Annotated in this window: 16 protein-coding genes; 7 read left to right on the forward strand and 9 right to left on the reverse strand. The window is 57.8% G+C overall.

Annotation, left to right across the window (positions count from 1 at the left end; translation table 11 throughout):
• Positions 1-25 precede the first annotated feature (25 nt).
• From GbCGDNIH6_RS08740 to GbCGDNIH6_RS08755, 4 genes are all read right to left on the reverse strand, one after another.
• Positions 26-757, reverse strand: a complete 732-nt coding sequence (locus GbCGDNIH6_RS08740; RefSeq protein ID WP_157692397.1) for a DUF2155 domain-containing protein — start codon at positions 755-757, stop codon at positions 26-28.
• On the reverse strand, positions 747-989 hold the full coding sequence (locus tag GbCGDNIH6_RS08745; RefSeq protein WP_072563604.1) for a hypothetical protein: 243 nt from the start codon (positions 987-989) through the stop codon (positions 747-749). Before GbCGDNIH6_RS08745 ends, GbCGDNIH6_RS08740 begins: the two co-directional genes overlap by 11 nt.
• A 48-nt stretch (positions 990-1,037) precedes the next feature.
• The gene (gene mlaD, locus GbCGDNIH6_RS08750; RefSeq protein ID WP_072563605.1) at positions 1,038-1,586 is read right to left on the reverse strand and encodes an outer membrane lipid asymmetry maintenance protein MlaD; all 549 of its coding nucleotides are present in this window, start codon (positions 1,584-1,586) and stop codon (positions 1,038-1,040) included.
• Positions 1,587-1,733: 147 nt separating this feature from the next.
• Complete coding sequence (locus tag GbCGDNIH6_RS08755; RefSeq protein WP_095413405.1) at positions 1,734-2,177, reverse strand: NADH:ubiquinone oxidoreductase subunit NDUFA12; 444 nt, start codon at positions 2,175-2,177, stop codon at positions 1,734-1,736.
• A 105-nt stretch (positions 2,178-2,282) separates the two neighbouring features.
• Between GbCGDNIH6_RS08755 and GbCGDNIH6_RS08760 the strand changes: the two genes are divergently transcribed.
• From GbCGDNIH6_RS08760 to GbCGDNIH6_RS08770, 3 genes are all read left to right on the forward strand, one after another.
• The gene (locus tag GbCGDNIH6_RS08760) at positions 2,283-3,911 is read left to right on the forward strand and encodes a TSCPD domain-containing protein (RefSeq protein ID WP_072563606.1); all 1,629 of its coding nucleotides are present in this window, start codon (positions 2,283-2,285) and stop codon (positions 3,909-3,911) included.
• 110 nt (positions 3,912-4,021) lie between these two features.
• Positions 4,022-4,486 carry a RidA family protein gene (locus GbCGDNIH6_RS08765; protein ID WP_072563607.1) on the forward strand — a complete coding sequence of 155 codons (465 nt, stop codon included), beginning with the start codon at positions 4,022-4,024 and terminating at the stop codon, positions 4,484-4,486.
• 93 nt (positions 4,487-4,579) lie between these two features.
• A complete protein-coding gene (locus GbCGDNIH6_RS08770) occupies positions 4,580-5,734 on the forward strand; it encodes a GNAT family N-acetyltransferase (protein WP_072563608.1) in 1,155 nt (384 codons plus the stop codon).
• A 64-nt stretch (positions 5,735-5,798) separates the two neighbouring features.
• Here GbCGDNIH6_RS08770 and GbCGDNIH6_RS08775 read toward each other — a convergent pair whose 3' ends face one another.
• Positions 5,799-7,046 carry a porin gene (locus GbCGDNIH6_RS08775; protein ID WP_025287124.1) on the reverse strand — a complete coding sequence of 416 codons (1,248 nt, stop codon included), beginning with the start codon at positions 7,044-7,046 and terminating at the stop codon, positions 5,799-5,801.
• Between the two features lie 310 nt (positions 7,047-7,356).
• Between GbCGDNIH6_RS08775 and GbCGDNIH6_RS08780 the strand changes: the two genes are divergently transcribed.
• From GbCGDNIH6_RS08780 to GbCGDNIH6_RS08795, 4 genes are all read left to right on the forward strand, one after another.
• Complete coding sequence (locus GbCGDNIH6_RS08780; RefSeq protein ID WP_025287125.1) at positions 7,357-8,352, forward strand: endonuclease/exonuclease/phosphatase family protein; 996 nt, start codon at positions 7,357-7,359, stop codon at positions 8,350-8,352.
• A gap of 36 nt (positions 8,353-8,388) precedes the next feature.
• Complete coding sequence (locus tag GbCGDNIH6_RS08785; RefSeq protein WP_025287126.1) at positions 8,389-9,147, forward strand: SDR family NAD(P)-dependent oxidoreductase; 759 nt, start codon at positions 8,389-8,391, stop codon at positions 9,145-9,147.
• Positions 9,144-10,055 carry a polyphosphate kinase 2 family protein gene (locus GbCGDNIH6_RS08790; protein ID WP_072563609.1) on the forward strand — a complete coding sequence of 304 codons (912 nt, stop codon included), beginning with the start codon at positions 9,144-9,146 and terminating at the stop codon, positions 10,053-10,055. Before GbCGDNIH6_RS08785 ends, GbCGDNIH6_RS08790 begins: the two co-directional genes overlap by 4 nt.
• A gap of 505 nt (positions 10,056-10,560) precedes the next feature.
• Positions 10,561-11,592, forward strand: coding sequence for a hypothetical protein (locus tag GbCGDNIH6_RS08795; RefSeq protein ID WP_157692398.1), 1,032 nt, complete (start codon positions 10,561-10,563; stop codon positions 11,590-11,592).
• Between the two features lie 86 nt (positions 11,593-11,678).
• On the opposite strand, the gene atzF is transcribed toward GbCGDNIH6_RS08795, so the two are convergent.
• The 4 genes from atzF to GbCGDNIH6_RS08815 are packed head-to-tail and all read right to left on the reverse strand — an operon-like array spanning position 11,679 to position 18,451.
• On the reverse strand, positions 11,679-13,457 hold the full coding sequence (atzF, locus tag GbCGDNIH6_RS08800; protein WP_072563611.1) for an allophanate hydrolase: 1,779 nt from the start codon (positions 13,455-13,457) through the stop codon (positions 11,679-11,681).
• Between the two features lies 1 nt (position 13,458).
• Entirely contained in the window at positions 13,459-17,052 is a 3,594-nt protein-coding gene (gene uca, locus GbCGDNIH6_RS08805; protein WP_025287130.1) for an urea carboxylase, read from the reverse strand.
• Positions 17,053-17,068: 16 nt separating this feature from the next.
• Positions 17,069-17,713, reverse strand: coding sequence for an urea amidolyase associated protein UAAP2 (locus GbCGDNIH6_RS08810; RefSeq protein WP_025287131.1), 645 nt, complete (start codon positions 17,711-17,713; stop codon positions 17,069-17,071).
• 3 nt (positions 17,714-17,716) lie between these two features.
• Positions 17,717-18,451: an urea amidolyase associated protein UAAP1 gene (locus tag GbCGDNIH6_RS08815; RefSeq protein WP_072563612.1), complete on the reverse strand. Its 735-nt coding sequence runs from the start codon at positions 18,449-18,451 to the stop codon at positions 17,717-17,719.
• Between the last annotated feature and the right edge of the window lie 16 nt (positions 18,452-18,467).

The raw sequence follows: 18,467 nt of genomic DNA on the forward strand, positions 1-18,467 counted from the left end.
CATACCGGGCCGGGTCATCTTCCCGTCAGTCGCAGTGCATAACACGCACATCGTACAGGGGGCTTTCATACACGGCCACCCATGGCTCCTTTGCCAGCATCCAGCCGGAAAAGCGTGGGGCGCCCTCCGTATCGGCGGTGATGTCGAGCCATGCGGCAAAATCCTGAGGCGCCTCTGCCGCATGTTTCAGGCAGTTGCGCATCACAACTGTCAGATGACCGATCGTGTGACGATCTCCATCCTTGAGTGTGACACGGGACACGCGATCACTGAGCTTTTCCAGAATCTGGAGCTGTACGCTATGGCCCGGCTGCCAGGGATAGGCCGAGAGCGGATTTGCCGCCGCAGCCGGAGGCTGGGCATCACCAGCCGCATTCCCTTCAGGTGTTTTATCGGTGGGATTATCCGGCCTGGTGCCGGGCTGGGAGCCGGGTGTATCGGGCAAATCTCCCTCACCGGAGGAAGAAGGGATGTCAGGCCTCGTCTCCGGATCCGCCGGCAGAGGCACAATCCGGGGGGAAGTGACCGGCGGCGAAACCGGTCTGGCGGTCGTGCCTGCGTTGAAACCCGTATCATTCGGATCATCGTAATGCGGCATGGAATCGACCGGTGCGCTGCCGGAGGGGGATTTCGGAAGGGGCCGACGATCCTGCAACGAGGTCGGCTGAGCATAGGCATGCGTCCCTGCCACCATGCAGAGCGCCAGCACCATACAACCGGCCATCCGGTACGCACGCATCCGTTTGTCACGAGTCATGAAAGGGGCTTTTCAACGCTTGGACCATATCCAGCAGGCTGCGCCTGAACATGTCGGGGTCAACCCCCATCAGGATGGCATCCTCATAAGCATCCTGCATCACCTGCGCCAGTTCCTCATGGTTGTCCGCCAGAACACGGCGTTTTTCTGCGCACGTGATTGGCGCCCCGTCAGGTGCGGTCCAATCAGGAAGCGCTTGGGAGACTAGATCAGGGTCAGGATCAACGGCCACTGAAGGCTCTCCTTTCCGGGGCCATATCTGACATGACCAGGATCATGATTACTCCAGCGGCTTGATCGCCCCTCCGCCTTTCCGGTCCGCAGGCTGCTTTGCCAGGGGGGGATTACCCTGCATGGCCGGATTCTTTTTAATTTCGGTCACAAGATCACCCACGCTGAACACGAATTTGCCCAGCTCCTCCTCCAGACTGACCGAGGGCGTGGTGATGGTGATCTGTCCACCCGGCGGAATCGCCTGCTCATCCCCGCCGGGAGACAGGCCGAGATATTGAGATCCCAGCAATCCATCGCTCAGAATCTGGGCGGCACTGTCTTTTGGCAGATGGATATCGTCACGAACCCGCAAGGTCACGACAGCCTGAAAGGTTTTAGAATTAAGGGAGGTCTTTTCTACCGTCCCGATCTTGACCCCGGCCATACGCACATCCGATCCGGCTGTCAGCCCGGCAATATTCTCGAACTGTGCGGTCAGCGGATAGCCGCTGACGGAAGTGCGTCCCGAGTTGGCCATGGCATAGGTCAGAAATCCTCCCGCCACAGCCAGAATGGCCGCTCCGACGATGATTTCGGCTGAGTTACGCGATGCCATGCAGTCATTCCCCGACGCCAGACAGACAATTTGCGGTCACAACGCATCACGACGGCGCATGGTGCGACCTTCGCTGTACTGATCAAGGTGGTGATGGCCGTCAAGGGAGACCGCGTCAACCAAGGCGGCCACCTCGGGACAGCCGGATCAGGATCCGGGCGTCCAGGCCTCATAATCGCCGCTGCTGCGCGCTCTTTGGCCGCCGCTATAATCATGGCCCGGCGGCCGGTAGCTCAAGGGCGTGCCGGTCAGATTGGGGCGATGCGGGCGGACCCACGGTTTATGGGTCATCGGCAACGGCTCATCGGTGATGAAATGCAGCCAGGCATGCCATTCCGGCGGCACCTTGGTGGCCTCCGGCGCGCCTTTATAGGCGACCCAACGACGACGGCGCGGCTGGTCAGGGCGCTTCTTACGATCCTCGTAATAGCGATTCCCGGCGGAATCCTCGCCGACCAGACGGCCACGAAGCTTTGTGAACAGCCATGTGTCGAAGTTCATACCGTCTTTATAATCTGCTCCTTGGCGCTGGTCCACTGACTTTACCGGGCTTTCCCGCTCTGTTGCCGCATAGACAATTTCCCCCAACATTCCCGAAGATGTCCCCACCCTTACCCACAGGATTTTGTGTTCATCCCCGTTATCCAACGCAAAATAGACTCCCGATCAAGCGGAGCCGGACCTACTATAACGGGTATGAACAAGCGCCCTTCTTCCCCTGTCCCGGCTGCCGATCACGCCGATCATGGCCAGTCCATCTGGCATGGCATCCGCATGCGCGATGTACTGGCAGCGCCCAGCCCGGATGATGATCCGCGTGCCATCCGCATACCGGTGTCATGGGCTGACGATGCCGCTGCGGCCCTGGCGGCGCTGTGTACGGAAATGGCGACTCCCCCTCGTCCAAAACGTGGCCGTGCCGCACGCCCCACCCCGTTCGGGCACCGTATCGACACCGTGATGGCCGCTGATCGCTGGATCACACCCCTGGACGAAGCCGCATGCCGGGAAGGATTGCATGAAACGCTGGGCGCCTCCCTGCACACCATGCTGCGCGACCGGCGCGGCACGGCTGGTGTCTCGCTCTGGACCGGGCAGGAAGATGCGCTGACACCGCCGAGCTTTCTGATCAACCTGCCTGCTTTCTATACTCGGACCGATGGTCTGGATGTCGCAGCCTTGGGGCAGGCAGTCTCCGACGCCGTGCTGGCGCTGACGCTGGCGGTTCCTTCCGCCCGCCGCCTCGCTGTGGCCCCGACCGGGCTGGCGGCACTGCTCGACAAGGCCGGGCTGGCCTATGCCAGTCAGGAAGCTCGCGATACCGCACGCTGTCTGACCGCCTTCATCCGTGCCTGCGCCGATCACGCCTCCGCCACTCTGGCACGGAGTCTGGGCGGTGGAGAGGCCGCCAGCAGTGTCGTCTCCCGCGAGCTGCCTGCCTCCTGCCCGCTGCCCGGTCTGGCCGAAGCCGCAAGACAGGCCTGCGAGACCGCACCACTTGGCGGGCTGAGGCACCGCGCCACCACCGCCATTCTGCCACCGCAGATCGCAGAGTCCCTGCTGGGTGTGCGCATCAGCGGCATTGCCCCCGGCTTCTCTCCCCTGACCAGCGAAGGCATATTATCAGAATCCGCGCAGGACTGGCTGCTGGCCCGTGGCCTGCGTGCCGAGGATGCCATTGCCGCGCTGATCCGGGGCGAGAGCGTGTTCCCCTCGGCCGACACCGCCGCCCGCATCGCCATGCATGATGCGGTTGCACCCTTCATCCATATGATGGAAGCCCGTCCGGCAGCAGAACCGGACAAGGATGCCGCCACCACTCCGATCTTGTCCGCTCAGGCCGAGGATCTGCCCGCACGCCGGCGCGGCTATACACAGCGGGCAACGGTTGGCGGCCACACCGTGTTTCTCCGCACGGGAGAATATGCAGATGGGCGACTGGGCGAGATTTCTATCTCTCTTCCCAAGGATAGCCCCACGGCACGGGGTCTGACCGAATGTCTGGCGCAGGCAATCAGCATCGGTCTGCAACATGGCGTCAGACTGGATCGCTTCGTGGAGGCACTGGCCCTGACCGATTTCGGGCCGGCCGGCACCGTCGAGGGCGATCCTTCGGTAGATCGCGCGACTTCCATCCCGGATTATGTCGTACGTCATCTCGCCGCCAGCTATACGCATCAGGCTGTTACCCCGGCCCCTGTGCTCGAAGGGCCTAATCAGGATGAAGATACCATCGCTCCCCTGCTGCCGCTGGATCTGCCGCATGACATGAGCAAGGTCTCTGCCCGATCCCGCAGGCGTGGGCTGCGGCTGGTTAATGGCTGACTGCCCGCGTTTCAGCACGCAACCAGACCAGGGCACAGGCGGGCCATAGAGAAGCAGACAAGTCGTGTGCTACGCTATCTGAAAACAGTGCATCGTCAGAGGAGACCACCATGGCCAATTCCATCGAACACCGTCTTGCCGATCTCGGCATCGTGCTGCCCGAACCGATGGCTCCCATCGCGAATTATGTGCCGTGGGTCGTCACTGGCTCTCTGGCGGTGATTTCGGGACAGGTACCGGCGAAAGACGGCAAGATCGCCTATACCGGGCGTCTGCCGGAACAGAGTGTCGAATACGCCGTTGAAGCGGCCCGTACCTGTTTCATAAACGTGCTGGTGCATCTGAAAGCTGCCACCGGTGGCGATCTGGACCGTGTCCGCCGCGTCGTGCGTCTGGGTGGTTTTATCGCCGCCGCGCCCGAATTTACCCAGCATGCGCTGGTCATGAACGGTGCCTCCGACATGGCCGTCGAGGTATTCGGCGATCTGGGCCGCCATGCGCGTGCCACGATCGGGGTTCCCTCGCTACCTGGGAATGCTATTGTCGAGGTCGAAGGTCTGTTCGAAATCGCCTGACCTGCGCTCAGCTTTCATAGCCTGCGCCGGAAAGGACGCATTTCCACGGCGTACGAACATGCCATATGAACTGCCCCGCAAGTGGATGAGCGTATGGAGCCGGAAACGTCGCTGGATCTGACCGCCTGCCTGCATAGCAGCGCATCCTCCATCCCTGCCGCCGCATGGAATGCCTGCACCGGGAGCCGCAATCCTTTCGTCAGCCATGATTTTTTCATGGCACTGGAGGAAAGTGGCTCGGTCGCGCCCCGAAATGGCTGGCTGCCACAGCATCTGAGCCTGGCCGATCCGGCGGGTGATATTGTGGGGATCGTGCCGCTCTACGCCAAATCACATAGCCGCGGCGAATATGTTTTCGATCATGGCTGGGCCGAAGCCTTCCAGCAGGCGGGTGGCCGATATTATCCCAAACTGCAAAGCTGCGTTCCCTTCAGCCCCGTCCCCGGCCCTCGCCTGCTGCATCGTCCCGGTCTATTGCCCGGCATGCTGGGTGAAGCACTGATACAGACATGTCAGGCACTGGAACTCTCTTCCGTGCATGTCTCCTTCTGCCAGCAGGAAGAAGCACAGGCGCTGGAACAGCTAGGCTTTCTGTCCCGGATCGGTACCCAGTATCACTGGCAGAATAACGGCTATCATAGCTTCGACGATTTTTTGGGGGCGTTGTCATCCCGCAAACGCAAGCAGCTTCGCCGGGAGAGGCGCGATGCCAATGAAGCAGGCCTGGTGTTCAAAACGCTCCGCGGTAACGACATCAAACCATGGCACTGGGATGCATTCTACGCATTTTATCTGGATACGGTGGATCGCAAATGGGGGCACGCCTATCTGACCCGGGAATTCTTCACCGCCCTCTCTGAACGTTTGGGAGACGCTGTCATATTGATGACGGCGTCATCGGATCATGCTCTGGCCGGTGCCGCGCTCAATCTGATGGATGACGATGCGCTGTACGGGCGGAATTGGGGATGTCGGGACTCATACCCGTTTCTGCATTTTGAATTATGCTATTATCGGGCTCTTGATTTCGCGATTGCTAACGGGCTGGGCCGTGTCGAAGCCGGAGCACAAGGCGAGCATAAAATCCAGCGTGGTTATCTACCCGTTCCCACTTACTCCGCGCACTGGATTGCCCATCCCGGCCTGTCGGACGCCGTTGCTTCCTATCTGGCGGCCGAAAAATCTGCCATGCAGGCAGAAATGGAAGCGCTGGCTACGCTGTCTCCTTTTCGAAAAGCACAGGACTGAAAAGCCCGTTTCATAAAAAAGGCGAGCACCGAGGTGCCCGCCTTTTCCGAAACGACCGGAATGATCAGAACTGTAGAATGGCATCCGCAGCGAACAGGAACTGACCGTTATGCCCAACGGGGTTCGTATCACTGTAAACAAAGGAACCAGCGCCGTTCAGGGACCGGTCATAGCGGACTTCCGGACGCAGCATCAGACCGGCAATCGGCTTCGGCAGGCTCGGCTTCCAGGTTACACCCAGCGTCAGGTCGCCATAAGTGCCCGGACCGGGAGCGGTGATCAGAGGTGTAGACAGACCTTTGATGGATTTCCAGCCGCCATTGGCTTCCTTGAAACCGGCGATGAAGAAGTTATCCATGTCACGGAACACTTCAGCACGTGCATTGAAGGTCCAGTGGTCATTGAAGACATGGGAAAAATAACCGACTGTGCTGAAGGATTCCGCATTCATCACTTCATCACGCATATAATTCAGTTCAAGCGTCAGAGTTGTCTTCTCGGTGGCCTTATAGCCGATAACGATATCATCGAAGAAACGCAATGAGCTGTTGGCAACATCCGGACCAAGGGCAAGCGACGCACCTTCAGGGCCGATATTTGTCAGTGCCAACACACTGAGCTTACCATTCATCAGATTGTTGAACTGGAAACCGAACACGCCGGAAGGGCGGCTGTTATTGTCGCCACCGGCAAAGGTGGTGAAGTTACCAGTGTTGACGCCGAAATAGACATCTACCATCGGCGAGACATGCGACACGCTGAGGAAGCCGGTGTGCTGGAAGGGCACGGCGAAGTTGAATGTATAGGAGTGAGTATAGAAAGGTGTGGTTGCCGGATCGATCGTTTCAAAACCGACTGGAGAAATGTACTGGCCGATTTTCCAGTCGATACCCCCTTCAAACAGCCATGGCGTATGCACGGCAACGTTGGCCTGCAACGGCACCAGCTTGTAGCGGTCGCTGGTCATCTTGTTGAACTCACCCAGGAACGGCAGGTAACGCACGTCCGAACCATAGATAAGCTGCAGGTTGAAACCGAAATCATACCCTTTACTGGTGCTGTCGATGTCACGATGCAGCGTCAGGGCCGCCTGGTTCAGCGTGGCCTGATTGGAGCGATCGGTGAACAGCTGGCCGAAATTGACGCCATTATCTGGCGTATTCCCGTTGATGACAAAGCCGCCATCAAGCTGCGCATCCAGTTTGATGCTGTCGGTCCACTTTGCCGCCTGAGCCGCCTGGGCTGTCTGAGCCGCACCAGAAGCCAGAATGCTCGCCGACGCCAGCAAAATGGATGCAAGAGCATGACGCATGAAGGAAGTCTCCTTGAGAAATCGTGTCGCATTCCTCCATTGCAGGTGTCGTGCCATATGCTGTTGCAAAAATACAACTTATCCTGCCTCCGTATCATTCAACAGTCATAACAAGCGTTGGGCATGCCAAAATCAGGCGCTCGGGGTAAAATGACACTACAGTTAGAAAACGCTTTGCCCTTGCCATCCTGCCTCAATGAGATCGTGATTTAGGCATTTCAGTAAGAAAATGATGAAAAATAGTTCATTCCACTTTCGAACGCTTCTGATATCAGGCTTCTTTCTGGTTACGTGGCTTTTCTACAAACAGGTGCCTGTTTTTAAGGCGCCCTCTGATCAAACGACCGTTTCCCTTGTTTCCAGGGGAGAAGCGGCAGAACCGGCTTCTCTGGTAAAAACGCCATTTGCGGGCGGACTGAAGATTGCGACATGGAACCTGGACTGGCTGACTGAGCCTGGCAGCGAGGCGACGCTGCCTCCGGATGCGCCGCATCGCACAGAGAACGATATCAGCCGCCTGAGTCATTATGCGACCCTGCTGGATGCCGATATTATCGCCGTACAGGAAGTGGCCAACCCGGATATTTTGCGCCGTTTGTTCCCGCCCGACCGCTATGTGATTCATCTCAGCGGCGATAAGGTGGCCCAACGCGTCGGCTTTGTGGTCCGGCGTGGATTAATGGTGACAGCGAACCCCGATCTGTCGGGGCTGGATGTCTATGGTCCTCATGCGCCCCACCATCTGCGCAGCGGAGCAGATATTACGGTGGATCTGCCAGCTTCCTCCGGTGGCGGCAGGCTGCGGCTGCTGGCCGTGCATCTGAAAGCCGGCTGCAGACGCGACGCTTTCGCCAGAAGTCTGCGGCCAGCCTGTGCAACCTTACAAGCCCAGACCATTCCGCTGACCGGATGGATCGCAGAACGAAAACGGGAGGGTGTTCCCTTTCTGATTCTGGGGGATTTCAACCGCTGGCTTCATCCCGGCGATGACGTCCTGCAACGGATGGAACAGGTGACACCGCTCACGCTGCTGACGGGTGGCCGACGCGACCCCTGCCACCATGGCGCCTCCTTTATCGACCATATTCTGGCAGGTGGCGCCGCACGCAGCTGGATCGACCCGGAAAGCCTGCGCGTCATGACGTATGGCCCGGCCATCACGTCCAAACCGGAGGGTCAGGCGATGCGTTATCAGCTTCCCTGGACGCGCACGCCTCCGGGGAAATTGATTCAACCGGCCAGCAATGATGGATTATCCGATCACTGCCCGGTATCAATCCGGCTGATTCCTGCCCTGCCTCACTAAACAGACAGCGACCGGACTACGGAGATAAGAAAGACCATGAGCAAAACGCTTCTCGTCACAGGTGCCACATCCGGCTTCGGTGAGGCCATCACCCGCCGTGTCGTCCGGGACGGTCACCGCGTCATTGCCGCAGGCCGTCGCGTTGACCGGCTGGAAACACTGGAAGCTGAACTGGGGGAAGCCGTTCTACCCTACCGGTTGGACGTAACCGATCCCATTGCCACCGCCGCCCTGCCTGATGCCCTGCCAGAGGAATGGCGGCAGATTGACGTACTGGTCAATAATGCCGGGCTGGCGCTGGGGCTGGAGCCTGCTCATCAGACCGATCTGGCACAGTGGGACACGATGGTGGCCACCAATGTGAGCGGGCTGATACACATTACCCGCGCGATTCTGCCGGCCATGGTGGCGCGGAATGACGGGCTGGTAGTGAATATCGGCAGTATCGCCGGCACCTATCCCTATCCCGGCGGCAACGTCTATGGCGCGACCAAAGCCTTTGTAAAACAGTTCAGCCTCAATCTTCGTGCTGACCTGATCGGAACCGGGATCCGTGTCACCAATCTGGAACCTGGTGCCGCTTCTGGCTCAGAATTCAGTCAGGTCCGCTTCAACGGGGATGTTGACAAGGCGACAGCCGTGTACGATGGCATGCGCCCGCTGATGTCCGAAGACATTGCTGAAACGGTGGCCTGGCTGCTGACATTACCGCCCCATGTGAGCATCAATCGCATGGAGATCATGTCTGTGGATCAGGCTTCCGGCCCCCTTGCCATGCACCGGCGTACAGCATGAGCGACGCTATCAGTGAAACAGTCCGGCAGTTCCTCACGACCTGCCGGATTGATAATGGCCGGGAATTCAGGCTCGCCGCTCATGACCCGGATCGTAAGCCGGAGATCGATCTGTCCCGTCGGGAAATCACCGATTACCTGACGGAGCGGACAGAATGCCTGTCTGACCTTCAGCAAAGGCTGTATTCATCCCAGTCATACGGGTTGCTTTGCGTGTTTCAGGCAATGGATACCGGCGGTAAGGATGGCACGATCCGCCACGTCATGTCCGGCGTGAACCCGCAGGGCGTGCAGGTCAGATCTTTCAAACAGCCCGGCCCGGAAGCAATTCATCATGATTTTCTCTGGCGCGTTTCACTCTCTCTACCCCAGCGTGGGGAGATCGGAATTTTCAACCGCAGCCATTATGAAGAAGTGCTGGTCACCCGCGTACACCCTCACCTGCTGGACAAAAGCGGCATTCCAGAAGAACTACGCGGCAAACCATTCTGGAAAAACCGTCTGCGCGATATTCGTCATTTTGAATCCTATCTCGGCCGTCAGGGCATCGTAGTACGCAAATTTTTCCTGCATATCTCGAAGGAAGAGCAGCGCAAGCGCCTGCTCGCCCGCTTGGACGACCCGACGAAACACTGGAAATTCAGTGTGGATGACATACAGGAACGGCAATACTGGAATGCCTACCAACGGGCCTATGAAAAGGCGATCATCGGCACGGCCAGAAAAGCCGCACCATGGTTCGTCATTCCAGCCAACAGTAAACCAATCGCCCGGCTGCTGGTGAAAGAGGCGATCATCGAAGCACTGGAGGAAATTAACCCGCAACTGCCCGTGCTGAATGAGGAACAAAAAGCCGCCCTTGATGAAGGACGTGCAGCATTGGAAGACCGCTCGGACACCCCTCAGTAAGCGATTTCAGCTGACACGAAAGACGCACGTCGGTATGGCGAGCGTTTAAGCGTCACAGATTCGGCTTAGACGAGAAAAATATCTGCCGCTTAAAGAGCATCCTGCGAACGATAACCGATCAATCAAGCAGTCTGGCGGGCTCATTCATCTTGCCTGGCGACGCCCCAGAGCATGGCCATGACAAAATACAGCCGTAGCGCTACTTTTTAAATCCACCTAACGCAGCCCAACACAGCATTAAAAAACGCCCTCTATCGCCTGCATCATTTTCGGCCGGCTGCCAGCGATTGTAATAAACGCGCGCTACAATCGGTAGCTCTTAGAGCTGCTGGCGCTCCGTTTTTGAACAAGCTGTGCATTTGGGAAAATGCTTATGTTCAAGTTTAAATAAAAAGTAATTAGATTTTTAAATCTATAGTTATGCCTTAACTATAGACAAATATAACAAATTATAACTTTTTAGTGATTGAATTGCGTTATCGTAAAAAGTCTGCAAAAATTCTGCATGAATCATCGTACTTGCATCGTTCACATAGGCACCCATAAGACTGGAACCAGCGCCTTGCAAAAAGCGCTGACTGCCGGCGATTTTTGTAAGGCAGGATATTTTTTCCCCACAAAAGGGCGTTTAACAAATGATGGCGGACACCATGCCGCAGCCATGGAGATGTATAAGCCCGATTACCCCACTGGACATATCACTGCCCTGCTAGAAGAGCTTAGCGTATCTTCATTGAACGCGATCATTTCAAGTGAAGAATTCACCAGTGCCATTTTTTATAATCCCGGAATATTCAACAGTTTCTTAGAATCGCTTGACCAAATTTTTGACGACATAATCATTATCTGTTACATAAGAAGACAAGAAAAATTTCTTCAAAGTAATTATATTGAAAGGTTAAAATCAAAGTTTTCTTTTACATTTAAGGATTATGTTCTTTCTAGACTCACTCAGAATCTTGAAGAATATCCTCTTGATTATACATGGCTGACAGAGCGCTTAGAAAAGCTTGAGAAACTGGCTAAAATTCGCCTCCGTTCTTATGATGGGCTGACAAAAAGCGTTATCCGGGATTTTCAGGAAGTTCTGCACTTACCCGCTGCATTCTCAATGGCGGATATGCGTGTGAACGAAACGACTTGTCTTGTCGATGCCATGAAGAAATTCGTGACTGCTCAATTAGACAGGAAGCTGAGCCAGTCAGAAGAAATCGTCTTGGATTTAATTGGCTATCCGATTTCTGCAATGCATCCCCAAATGGACCCTTCCAATCAAATGATGATTAGAAATCATTTTTCCAGCTCAAACAAGAAAATTGCTGAAAAATGGGATCTTCCTGGTTTAGTGGATACCACACCCTTATCAGAGGATAATCTATCCCTTGAGGATGTTTTTTCCCATTTATTGTCCACTATCGTTCCTGTGCTGGCCGACAGGATGCAGAAAGAATTTGATGCACGTGAAGAAGCTCAGAAGCTGGCTTGGGAAAGACTGGATATCATTAGTGCGTTAGAAAAAAATACTCCCCCTTCTTAACCCAATCTGATTTTGCTGCCGTTAAGGGGCATGGAACATGCACGTTTCAGATCTGAATCCCACATTTCTGCCCAAAAAGTGATAGGTTACCGCGCCAAATAGGCACGCCATCCTCCAAAGCGGGTGATATCCTGTGCTCCGACCAGACCGGCCGGTTCACAGACGAAACCTTTGACAGAAGTTCCATCGGCCAGACGCAAAGTACCGATGGCCAATGGGGCCGGAACCAAAGCGGTAAACGTACCAAACGCTTCCGCATCCATGCTCCATATTTCGATTTCGATGCCATCCCCGGTGAATTCAGGATCAGCCACCAACCCCGGTTTGGGAGGGGTGGTCTCAGCCAGAGCATAAAGCCGGTACTCTGGCGCCGTTCTGGTCCGTGCCACCAGAGTGGCATTGCGTTCCGTCAATTGCCAATGCAGCGGCTGTCCGGACAGATGGGCCCCGACCACAGCCAGCGCGATCTGTTCCGGATCAGTCTCCTGAAGCACAGGATCGGGCAGAGAAACACGATGCCGTCCATAGCTGGATTCCAGTTGGCGATGGAGATGGTCGGCTATCAGGGCCAGAGAATCGTCGCTGAAAGCCGGTCCCACCAGAGTAACGCCGAAAGGCAACCCCGTTTCGGTAAAACCCGCCGGCACTGCAATGGCGGCACAATCCATCAGGTTAACGAAATTGGTATAATACCCCAACTGGCTGTTCAGGCGCACAGGATCAGCCATCACCGCCTCGACCTTGTAAATAGTCGGGGCCGTGGGCAGCAGCAGCACATCCACCTTGGCCCATTGGGCATTGGCCTGTTGAGCCAGCGCTGCAAGTTCGTATTGGCCACGGAAAGCATCCACTGCCGAGAGTGTATGCGCACTTTCGACAATGCTCCGTACCACCGGATCAAAAGAATCCGGTGCCCGGGACAGATGATCACCAACAGCCGCCAGCCTTTCCGCAACCCATGGGCCACCGTACAGCAGTTTGGCAGCATCGCGGAAAGGTGCGAAGTCGATCTCGACCAGTTCTGCATCGAGGGAGATCATCTCATCCAGCGCACGCTGATAAAGGGCGGCATAAGCGGTATTGCCGTAGAATTCCCGCTGATCCTGTCGGGGAACGCCTACTCTGAGGCCGACATGCGGCAGTCTGCGCTTTTGCGACGGACGGGAGTACGGATCTGCCGCATCATAGCCCTCGGCGATCCGGCGGATCAACGTTCCCTCCGCCACCGAAGCGGCAAAGACGGTGACGCAATCAAGGGAGCGACAGGCCGGGATGACCCCACTTGTGCTGAGCAATCCTCTGGTGGGTTTCACCCCGACCAGATTGTTAAAGGCTGCCGGTACCCGGCCAGAACCAGCCGTGTCGGTCCCCAACGAGAAAGCCACCAACCCTGCCGCCACTGCAACAGCAGAGCCTGAACTTGATCCGCCGGAGATATAATCCTGATCGAACACACAGCGCGGTGCCCCGAACGGAGACCGTGTGCCAACCAGGCCGGTGGCGAATTGATCCAGATTGGTCTTGCCAAGAACGATGGCTCCGGCTGTCCGCAGCCGCGCCACGACCGTCGCGTCTCTATCCGGTTCATAGGTAAAAGCCGGACAGGCAGCCGAGCACGGCAAACCGGCCACGTCGATATTGTCTTTGACGGCGAAAGGAACACCGTAAAGTGGTTTCTCGGCTGCGGGGGAAGCATCCAGTACCCGCGCTTCCGCCAAGACCTCCTCGCGGGGACGCAGGGCGATCCATACTGCCTTGTCGCCATAGCGCGTGATGCGGTCATAGGCCTCGATGACCACCTGCTCAACGGTGCCGCCTTGCGCCAGAAACGCCTGAATGCCTTCGAGGGTCATGCTCAGCGTCATGTCAGGCTTCCTCCTCGATCAGCAGCAGACGCTGCCCGGCCTGGACGGTTTTACCCGTCTGGCACAGCACTTCCCGCACTACGCCGGAGACAGAGGCTTTAACCTCCATTTCCATTTTCATGGATTCAAGAATGGCCACAGCCTGGCCGGGTTGAACCTTGTGACCGGTTTCAACCAGAACTTTCCAGACATTGCCAGGAATGGGAGAGTCCACGGTCATGACACCCGGCGGCAAGACAGAAACGTCCTCAGGCGGGGCAGCCGCGTCATCTTCGGAGACATAGGCTGCCAGCCCAAGCTCCCTCCAACGCTGACGCTCGGCCTCGAAGGCAGTCTGCTGGCGGGATTTGAAAGCGGCAATGCTGTCGGCATTCTCAGCCAGAAAGCGGTGGTAATCCGCCAGTCTGAACACTGATTCTTCCGTCTTCAGCGCATAACCGCCATAGGGGAAGGCATCGCGGGCTTCGGCCAGTTCCTGTGCCGAGACGGGAAAGAAGCGTATCTGGTCGAAGAAACGCAGCAGCCAGGGTTTGCCATCCCGGAAATTGGCAGTCTGGCGATGGGTGTTCCAAACCTGCACCGTGCGTCCGACGAACTGATAGCCGCCGGGACCTTCCATGCCATAGATGCACATATACGCCCCGCCGATCCCGACCGCATTTTCAGGGGTCCAGGTGCGGGCCGGATTGTATTTAGTGGTGACCAGACGGTGACGCGGGTCCAGCGGCGTCGCCACCGGTGCGCCCAGATAGACATCCCCCAGCCCCAGCACCAGATAGCGGGCATTGTAGACCACATCCTTGACCGCCTGCTCATCGGCCAGCCCGTTGATGCGGCGAATGAACTCGATATTGGACGGGCACCAGGGTGCGTCAGGGCGCACCAGATCCTGGTATTTGCGAATCGCCAGTCGGGTCGATTCATCGTCCCAGGAAAGCGGCATATGGATGGTACGGGTCGGCACGCTGATCTGATCGACCGGCGGCAGATCGGCGATCGCCTCGGCCAGCAATCCACGCATTCTGCCGATCGGCAGGCGGTCGGGATCGAGATGAACCTGAAGCGAACGGATTCCCGGTGTCAGATCCAGCAGTCCCGGCAGATTGTCCGCTTTCAGCCTCTCCATCAGGGCATGGGCCTGAAAACGCAGGCTCAGATCAAGTTCAAGCGGTCCGAACTCCACCAGCAGATTGTCATCGCCCGACTGACGCAGCAGCACGGCTTCATTGCCTTCGCGGAAACGCGCCAGCACCGGGCTTTCCAGTGCGGGGGGGGCCAAGGCGGGCGCAGTCACAGCATGCAGGGTCTTCAGGGCCGCATCCTGCGCGTGGCGCAGAGCATCGGCCTGGTCGATATCGAGCCGGACGAAAGACAGCTTGTCGCCCGGCTTCAACTGGCCGATTTTCCATAACTCGGCGCAGGCCACTGTGACCGGGCAGACGAAGCCACCCAGTGACGGACCGTCTGGCCCCAGAATGATCGGCATATCCCCGGTGAAATCCAGCGCCCCAACTGCATAAGCGTTGTCATGGATGTTCGAGGGATGCAGCCCGGCCTCACCGCCATCGGTGCGGGCCCAGTCGGGTTTGGGACCGATCAGCCGTACGCCGGTGCGGGCGCTGTTGAAATGCACCTCGTACTCGGCCTCGAACAAGGTGGCGATGTCGGTTTCCGTAAAGAAATCGGGAGCACCGTGTGGGCCAACCAACACGCCGATCCGCCAGTCACGGGTCAGGGCGGGCCGCAGGGTCGGGTCGAGCGGTGCTTCATGGACGGGACCGGCACCGCTTCTGTTCAGACGCAGCACATCGCCGGTACGCAGACAGCCAACGCCGTGACCGCCGAAACGACCCAGAGCAAAGGTGGCGCGGCTTCCCATATAAACCGGAGCATCAAAGCCATGACGGACCGCCAGATAGGCACGGTTGCCCGCCTGCCTCGCGGCCGCGATGGTCAGCACCTGCCCGGCCTCGACCCTGATCACCTGCCAGAAGGGCACGGGCTGCCCGTCCAGCGTCACGTCCATCTCAGCCCCGCCCAGAGCGATCTCCGTGGGGGCATTGAAGCGCAGGGTGGGACCAGTCAGGGTGATTTCCAGAGTTGCGGCCTCTGACGGGTTCCCCAGCAGGCGGTTGACCAGTCGATGGGACAATGCATCCATCGGGCCACTGGGTGGCACGCCGACATCCCAGTAACCAAGACGGCCCGGCCAATCCTGAAGGCTGCTTTGCGCGCCGGGGGCCAGCACATCGATGGTCGAGGGTTGATAGGGAAAATCCCCCAGCGCCCGCGTGCTGACCTTGCCGGAGGACAGCATCCCGGATGCGGCGATAGTCGCCAGATAATCAAGATTGGTCTCGATACCGTAAACACTGGTATGGGCCAAAGCATCCTGTAACTTACTCAGGGCTTCGGCACGGTCCTGACCGGTCACGATGATCTTGGCCAGCATGGGATCATAATAAGGCGTCACCTCGGTGCCGCTTTCGATCCAGCTATCCACGCGGACATCATCGGCGGGAAAGGCGACATGGGTCAGACGGCCCGAACTGGGCAGAAACCCCTTGCCGGGATCTTCAGCGTACAGCCTGACCTGAATTGAAGCCCCGTGGGGCATGGGGGCTTTCAGACCGGACAGTTCGCCCGCAGCCTGCCGCACCATCCATTCCACCAGATCCACGCCGGTAACCTGCTCGGTCACGCCGTGCTCGACCTGAAGGCGGGTATTCACTTCCAGAAAATAGAACTGATCGGCTTCATCATCATAAATGAATTCCACCGTTCCGGCTGATTCATAAGCGACATGACAACCAAGCCTGATTGCCGCATCCATCATGGCGGCACGGGTAGCAGCGGGCAGATTGGGGGCCGGTGTTTCCTCGACAACTTTCTGATTGCGCCGTTGCAGTGAACAGTCACGTTCGCCAAGCGCCACAACATGGCCCTGACCGTCACCGAAAATCTGCACCTCGATATGCCGGGCCCGGGCGACATATTTTTCAAGATAGATGCCGCCATCTTTGAAATTGCTTTCCGACAGACGGCGCACCGTTTCGAACAGCGGTCCCAGTTCGTCGGCGCTGCGGCAGAGTTGCAAACCGATGCCGCCGCCGCCCGCGGTGCTCTTGATCATGACAGGATAGCCGATCTGCGTGGCGGCTTGATGGGCTGCCTGCAAATCGGGCAGCAGACCGGTCCCGGGCAAAAGCGGCACACCGCAGGCCTGAGCGGCTTCTCGGGCAGTATGCTTCAGCCCGAAGATGCGCATGTGCTCCGGGGACGGCCCAATGAAACGGATGCCTTCCTCGGCCAGACGATTGGCGAAAGCGGCATTCTCCGAGAGGAAACCGTAACCGGGATGCACCGCCTGCGCGCCAGTCTGTTTGCAGGCGGCGATGATGGCCTCGATATCCAGATAGCTTCCGGAGACCTGTGCAGGACCGACGCAGACCGACTGATCGGCCATCAGGCGATGACGGGAATGGCGATCGGCCTCGGAATAGACGGCCACCGTGCCAACGCCCATTTTTTTCAGCGTGCGGAAAATGCGGCAAGCGATGGCACCCCGGTTGGCCACCAGAACATGATCGAACATGGAAAACCCCTTTTCGTCAGGCCGCGTCCCACACCACCACTTCGATGGGCGTGGGGTTGTAGGCATTGCAGGGGTTGTTGAGCTGCGGGCAGTTCGAGATCAGCACGATCACATCCATCGCCGCGATCATCTCGACATATTTGCCGGGTGCCGACAGCCCATCCTCGAAGGTCAGGCCGCCTTCGGGCGTCACCGGCACATTCATGAAGAAATTGATGTTGTGGGCGATGTCACGCTTGGTCAGGCCCAGATGATCGTTCTCGGCCACGGCCAGCAGCCAGGAATCACGGCATGCATGCATGGTCTTTTTGTCCAGAGCATAGCGGACCGTGTTGGACTCGGTGGCGCAGGCCCCGCCCAGAGTATCGTGGCGGCCCACAGTGTCAGCGAGGATTTCGAGCATCACATTGCCGTCCTGGGAATAGAGCTTGCTGCCGGTGGTCAGATAGACATTCCCCTGCTCACGGACGGTATCCTCGGCCGAATAGCGCTCGGACGGATCTTTCGCCGAAAAGAACAGGGTGTCGGCAGACTGGTTGCCCTCAAGATCGACAATGCGAAGCGTCTGACCGGCCTTGACCACATGCATCCAGTAATCACCGGCTTTGACCGTGCTGCGATAGCTGGCGTTTTCCGGTGCGAGATTGCTTTCCCTGATCATGGCTCAGCTCTCCATTCCACAAGAACACAGGTGATAGAGACGGTTGTTTTCAAAACCGCGTTCATTTTCAGGACGGAAATGTTTGCAGGCATCATCCTCGGCGACTGGCTCCGCTTTCAGAAGCTCATAGGCCACCGGGCGGCGGGGATAGCTGGCTGACGAATTAAGCGGATGCGGACAGGTATGCAGCAGAACCAGCGTATCCATCTCGAAGCGCAGCGTCACATGCGCGCCCGGTCTGGAATGGGTGGCGCCGAAAAGAAGAGTTCCATCGGCGGCAACGGCCACCTTGCTGAACCAGTTCACGTTGGATGCCAGATCGCGCCGCCCCAGACCGTATTTCGCGCCTTCCACCAGAAAACTGTCATGACCATTCTGGGTCCAGTCATTATGACCGGTCTGGTAATCCACATGCTGCCATTTATGGGCGACGCTGGACCTGGTGCTGTTGCCGCAGACCGTGTCGTGCCAGCCCAGACTATCCTCGATGATCGAGCAGAAAATCCGCCCCATATCGGAATAGAGGCAATTGCCGCGGGTTAGCTTGAAGGTGTGCTGGCACTTCAGGCTGTCGGGCGCATTATAACGCTCCAGCAGGTTGGCGGGGTTGTAAAACAGCATGCCGACATTGGCCCCACCCTCCAGATCGGTCAGGCGCAGCAAGGTGCCGCGTTTGAGCGTGAAGGACCAGTGTTTGCCTCCGGGAATCACATCCCGATAGAGAACGTCCTGATTCATAATCCTCTGTCTCCCC

The organism is Granulibacter bethesdensis (assembly GCF_001889525.1).
Taxonomy (GTDB): Bacteria; Pseudomonadota; Alphaproteobacteria; order Acetobacterales; family Acetobacteraceae; genus Granulibacter; species Granulibacter bethesdensis_C.

Bases quoted from the DNA above. Each gene is read 5' to 3' on its own strand.
- GbCGDNIH6_RS08740 (WP_157692397.1), bottom strand. From the start codon at position 757: ATGACTCGTGACAAACGGATGCGTGCGTACCGGATGGCCGGTTGTATG.
- mlaD (WP_072563605.1), bottom strand. From the start codon at position 1,586: ATGGCATCGCGTAACTCAGCCGAAATCATCGTCGGAGCGGCCATTCTG.
- GbCGDNIH6_RS08755 (WP_095413405.1), bottom strand. From the start codon at position 2,177: ATGTTGGGGGAAATTGTCTATGCGGCAACAGAGCGGGAAAGCCCGGTA.
- GbCGDNIH6_RS08760 (WP_072563606.1), top strand. From the start codon at position 2,283: ATGAACAAGCGCCCTTCTTCCCCTGTCCCGGCTGCCGATCACGCCGAT.
- GbCGDNIH6_RS08765 (WP_072563607.1), top strand. From the start codon at position 4,022: ATGGCCAATTCCATCGAACACCGTCTTGCCGATCTCGGCATCGTGCTG.
- GbCGDNIH6_RS08770 (WP_072563608.1), top strand. From the start codon at position 4,580: ATGGAGCCGGAAACGTCGCTGGATCTGACCGCCTGCCTGCATAGCAGC.
- GbCGDNIH6_RS08775 (WP_025287124.1), bottom strand. From the start codon at position 7,046: ATGCGTCATGCTCTTGCATCCATTTTGCTGGCGTCGGCGAGCATTCTG.
- GbCGDNIH6_RS08785 (WP_025287126.1), top strand. From the start codon at position 8,389: ATGAGCAAAACGCTTCTCGTCACAGGTGCCACATCCGGCTTCGGTGAG.
- GbCGDNIH6_RS08790 (WP_072563609.1), top strand. From the start codon at position 9,144: ATGAGCGACGCTATCAGTGAAACAGTCCGGCAGTTCCTCACGACCTGC.
- GbCGDNIH6_RS08795 (WP_157692398.1), top strand. From the start codon at position 10,561: ATGAATCATCGTACTTGCATCGTTCACATAGGCACCCATAAGACTGGA.
- atzF (WP_072563611.1), bottom strand. From the start codon at position 13,457: ATGACGCTGAGCATGACCCTCGAAGGCATTCAGGCGTTTCTGGCGCAA.
- uca (WP_025287130.1), bottom strand. From the start codon at position 17,052: ATGTTCGATCATGTTCTGGTGGCCAACCGGGGTGCCATCGCTTGCCGC.
- GbCGDNIH6_RS08810 (WP_025287131.1), bottom strand. From the start codon at position 17,713: ATGATCAGGGAAAGCAATCTCGCACCGGAAAACGCCAGCTATCGCAGC.
- GbCGDNIH6_RS08815 (WP_072563612.1), bottom strand. From the start codon at position 18,451: ATGAATCAGGACGTTCTCTATCGGGATGTGATTCCCGGAGGCAAACAC.